This is a genomic window from Streptococcus mitis (genome assembly GCF_001579035.1).
GTDB classification, from domain to species: Bacteria; Bacillota; Bacilli; order Lactobacillales; family Streptococcaceae; genus Streptococcus; species Streptococcus mitis_J.
Genome location: NZ_KQ970296.1, coordinates 1 through 4,946 on the forward strand (window position 1 = coordinate 1; position 4,946 = coordinate 4,946).

1 tRNA gene and 3 rRNA genes are annotated in these 4,946 nt (G+C 49.9%); all 4 read right to left on the reverse strand.

Features of this window, described 5'->3' with window-relative positions:
* Positions 1-107, reverse strand: a 5S ribosomal RNA gene (gene rrf / locus SMIDD26_RS10660); the annotation flags it as partial.
* A 76-nt stretch (positions 108-183) separates the two neighbouring features.
* Positions 184-3,084, reverse strand: a 23S ribosomal RNA gene (locus tag SMIDD26_RS10665).
* A gap of 125 nt (positions 3,085-3,209) precedes the next feature.
* A tRNA-Ala gene (locus tag SMIDD26_RS10670) sits at positions 3,210-3,282 on the reverse strand.
* Between the two features lie 51 nt (positions 3,283-3,333).
* Positions 3,334-4,879: ribosomal RNA gene (locus tag SMIDD26_RS10675) — 16S ribosomal RNA — on the reverse strand.
* Positions 4,880-4,946: the final 67 nt, after the last annotated feature.

Sequence of the window (4,946 nt, forward strand, 5' to 3'; positions counted from 1 at the left end):
CTTCCATATCTCACAGGGGGCAACCCCCAACTACTTCCGGCGTTCTAGGGCTTAACTTCTGTGTTCGGCATGGGTACAGGTGTATCTCCTAGGCTATCGTCACTTAACTCTGAGTAATACCTACTCAAAATTGAATATCTATTCAAATCAAGAAAACCTCTCGCTTTCATATTCTCAGTTACTTTGGATAAGTCCTCGAGCTATTAGTATTAGTCCGCTACATGTGTCGCCACACTTCCACTTCTAACCTATCTACCTGATCATCTCTCAGGGCTCTTACTGATATATAATCATGGGAAATCTCATCTTGAGGTGGGTTTCACACTTAGATGCTTTCAGCGTTTATCCCTTCCCTACATAGCTACCCAGCGATGCCTTTGGCAAGACAACTGGTACACCAGCGGTAAGTCCACTCTGGTCCTCTCGTACTAGGAGCAGATCCTCTCAAATTTCCTACGCCCGCGACGGATAGGGACCGAACTGTCTCACGACGTTCTGAACCCAGCTCGCGTGCCGCTTTAATGGGCGAACAGCCCAACCCTTGGGACCGACTACAGCCCCAGGATGCGACGAGCCGACATCGAGGTGCCAAACCTCCCCGTCGATGTGAACTCTTGGGGGAGATAAGCCTGTTATCCCCAGGGTAGCTTTTATCCGTTGAGCGATGGCCCTTCCATACGGAACCACCGGATCACTAAGCCCGACTTTCGTCCCTGCTCGAGTTGTAGCTCTCGCAGTCAAGCTCCCTTATACCTTTACACTCTGCGAATGATTTCCAACCATTCTGAGGGAACCTTTGGGCGCCTCCGTTACCTTTTAGGAGGCGACCGCCCCAGTCAAACTGCCCGTCAGACACTGTCTCCGATAGGGATCACCTATCTGGGTTAGAGTGGCCATAACACAAGGGTAGTATCCCAACAACGTCTCCTTCGAAACTGGCGTCCCGATCTCATAGACTCCTACCTATCCTGTACATGTGGTACAGACACTCAATATCAAACTGCAGTAAAGCTCCATGGGGTCTTTCCGTCCTGTCGCGGGTAACCTGCATCTTCACAGGTACTAAAATTTCACCGAGTCTCTCGTTGAGACAGTGCCCAAATCATTACGCCTTTCGTGCGGGTCGGAACTTACCCGACAAGGAATTTCGCTACCTTAGGACCGTTATAGTTACGGCCGCCGTTTACTGGGGCTTCAATTCATACCTTCGCTTACGCTAAGCACTCCTCTTAACCTTCCAGCACCGGGCAGGCGTCACCCCCTATACATCATCTTACGATTTAGCAGAGAGCTGTGTTTTTGATAAACAGTTGCTTGGGCCTATTCACTGCGGCTGACTTAAAGTCAGCACCCCTTCTCCCGAAGTTACGGGGTCATTTTGCCGAGTTCCTTAACGAGAGTTCTCTCGCTCACCTGAGGCTACTCGCCTCGACTACCTGTGTCGGTTTGCGGTACGGGTAGAGTATGTTTAAACGCTAGAAGCTTTTCTTGGCAGTGTGACGTCACTAACTTCGCTACTAAACTTCGCTCCCCATCACAGCTCAATGTTATAGAACTAAGCATTTAACTCAATTCACACCTTACTGCTTAGACAGACTCTTCCAATCGTCTGCTTTAGTTAGCCTACTGCGTCCCTCCATCACTACATACTCTAGTACAGGAATATCAACCTGTTGTCCATCGGATACACCTTTCGGTCTCTCCTTAGGTCCCGACTAACCCAGGGCGGACGAGCCTTCCCCTGGAAACCTTAGTCTTACGGTGGACAGGATTCTCACCTGTCTTTCGCTACTCATACCGGCATTCTCACTTCTATGCGTTCCAGCACTCCTCACGGTACACCTTCTTCACACATAGAACGCTCTCCTACCATACCTATAAAGGTATCCACAGCTTCGGTAAATTGTTTTAGCCCCGGTACATTTTCGGCGCAGGGTCACTCGACTAGTGAGCTATTACGCACTCTTTGAATGAATAGCTGCTTCTAAGCTAACATCCTAGTTGTCTGTGCAACCCCACATCCTTTTCCACTTAACAATTATTTTGGGACCTTAGCTGGTGGTCTGGGCTGTTTCCCTTTCGACTACGGATCTTAGCACTCGCAGTCTGACTGCCGACCATAATTCATTGGCATTCGGAGTTTATCTGAGATTGGTAATCCGGGATGGACCCCTCACCCAAACAGTGCTCTACCTCCAAGAATCTTTATGTCGACGCTAGCCCTAAAGCTATTTCGGAGAGAACCAGCTATCTCCAAGTTCGTTTGGAATTTCTCCGCTACCCACAAGTCATCCAAGCACTTTTCAACGTGCCCTGGTTCGGTCCTCCAGTGCGTCTTACCGCACCTTCAACCTGCTCATGGGTAGGTCACATGGTTTCGGGTCTACGTCATGATACTAAGGCGCCCTATTCAGACTCGGTTTCCCTACGGCTCCGTCTCTTCAACTTAACCTCGCATCATAACGTAACTCGCCGGTTCATTCTACAAAAGGCACGCTCTCACCCATTAACGGGCTCGAACTTGTTGTAGGCACACGGTTTCAGGTTCTATTTCACTCCCCTCCCGGGGTGCTTTTCACCTTTCCCTCACGGTACTGGTTCACTATCGGTCACTAGGGAGTATTTAGGGTTGGGAGATGGTCCTCCCAGATTCCGACGGGATTTCGCGTGTCCCGCCGTACTCAGGATACTGCTAGGTACAAAGACTATTTTAAATACGAGGCTATTACTCTCTTTGGCTGATCTTCCCAAATCATTCTTCTATAATCTTTGAGTCCACATTGCAGTCCTACAACCCCGAAGAGTAAACTCTTCGGTTTGCCCTTCTGCCGTTTCGCTCGCCGCTACTCAGGCAATCGCTTTTGCTTTCTCTTCCTGCAGCTACTTAGATGTTTCAGTTCACTGCGTCTTCCTCCTCACATCCTTAACAGATGCGGGTAACAGGTAGTACCTGTTGGGTTCCCCCATTCGGAAATCCCTGGATCATCGCTTACTTACAGCTACCCAAGGCATATCGTCGTTTGTCACGTCCTTCTTCGGCTCCTAGTGCCAAGGCATCCACCGTGCGCCCTTATTAACTTAACCTTATTTTTCTGACCTTTCAGTCATAAACTCTTATTAATACTACAGCGTTTTCGGTTTATTTTCTTGTTACTATTTGATATAGATATTCAATTTTCAATGTGCATTACTTGGTGATCTCTCACCAATGGAGCCTAGCGGGATCGAACCGCTGACCTCCTGCGTGCAAAGCAGGCGCTCTCCCAGCTGAGCTAAGGCCCCACAAGACCTCTCAAGACTAAACAAGACCAATGCGCAGTTCCTTTTCCTTAGAAAGGAGGTGATCCAGCCGCACCTTCCGATACGGCTACCTTGTTACGACTTCACCCCAATCATCTATCCCACCTTAGGCGGCTGGCTCCTTACGGTTACCTCACCGACTTCGGGTGTTACAAACTCTCGTGGTGTGACGGGCGGTGTGTACAAGGCCCGGGAACGTATTCACCGCGGCGTGCTGATCCGCGATTACTAGCGATTCCGACTTCATGTAGGCGAGTTGCAGCCTACAATCCGAACTGAGACTGGCTTTAAGAGATTAGCTTGCCGTCACCGGCTTGCGACTCGTTGTACCAGCCATTGTAGCACGTGTGTAGCCCAGGTCATAAGGGGCATGATGATTTGACGTCATCCCCACCTTCCTCCGGTTTATTACCGGCAGTCTCGCTAGAGTGCCCAACTGAATGATGGCAACTAACAATAGGGGTTGCGCTCGTTGCGGGACTTAACCCAACATCTCACGACACGAGCTGACGACAACCATGCACCACCTGTCACCTCTGTCCCGAAGGAAAACTCTATCTCTAGAGTGGTCAGAGGGATGTCAAGACCTGGTAAGGTTCTTCGCGTTGCTTCGAATTAAACCACATGCTCCACCGCTTGTGCGGGCCCCCGTCAATTCCTTTGAGTTTCAACCTTGCGGTCGTACTCCCCAGGCGGAGTGCTTAATGCGTTAGCTACGGCACTAAACCCCGGAAAGGGTCTAACACCTAGCACTCATCGTTTACGGCGTGGACTACCAGGGTATCTAATCCTGTTTGCTCCCCACGCTTTCGAGCCTCAGCGTCAGTTACAAGCCAGAGAGCCGCTTTCGCCACCGGTGTTCCTCCATATATCTACGCATTTCACCGCTACACATGGAATTCCACTCTCCCCTCTTGCACTCAAGTTAAACAGTTTCCAAAGCGTACTATGGTTAAGCCACAGCCTTTAACTTCAGACTTATCTAACCGCCTGCGCTCGCTTTACGCCCAATAAATCCGGACAACGCTCGGGACCTACGTATTACCGCGGCTGCTGGCACGTAGTTAGCCGTCCCTTTCTGGTAAGATACCGTCACAGTGTGAACTTTCCACTCTCACACTCGTTCTTCTCTTACAACAGAGCTTTACGATCCGAAAACCTTCTTCACTCACGCGGCGTTGCTCGGTCAGACTTCCGTCCATTGCCGAAGATTCCCTACTGCTGCCTCCCGTAGGAGTCTGGGCCGTGTCTCAGTCCCAGTGTGGCCGATCACCCTCTCAGGTCGGCTATGTATCGTCGCCTTGGTAAGCCGTTACCCCACCAACTAGCTAATACAACGCAGGTCCATCTGGTAGTGATGCAATTGCACCTTTTAAGTAAATGTCATGCGATATCTACTCTTATGCGGTATTAGCTATCGTTTCCAATAGTTATCCCCCGCTACCAGGCAGGTTACCTACGCGTTACTCACCCGTTCGCAACTCATCCAGAGAAGCAAGCTCCTCCTTCAGCGTTCTACTTGCATGTATTAGGCACGCCGCCAGCGTTCGTCCTGAGCCAGGATCAAACTCTCATTAAAAGTTTGAGTTCTCACTCATTTCTGTCACTGACAGATTTATTGTTTTTTCATTGTTCAGTACTACAAC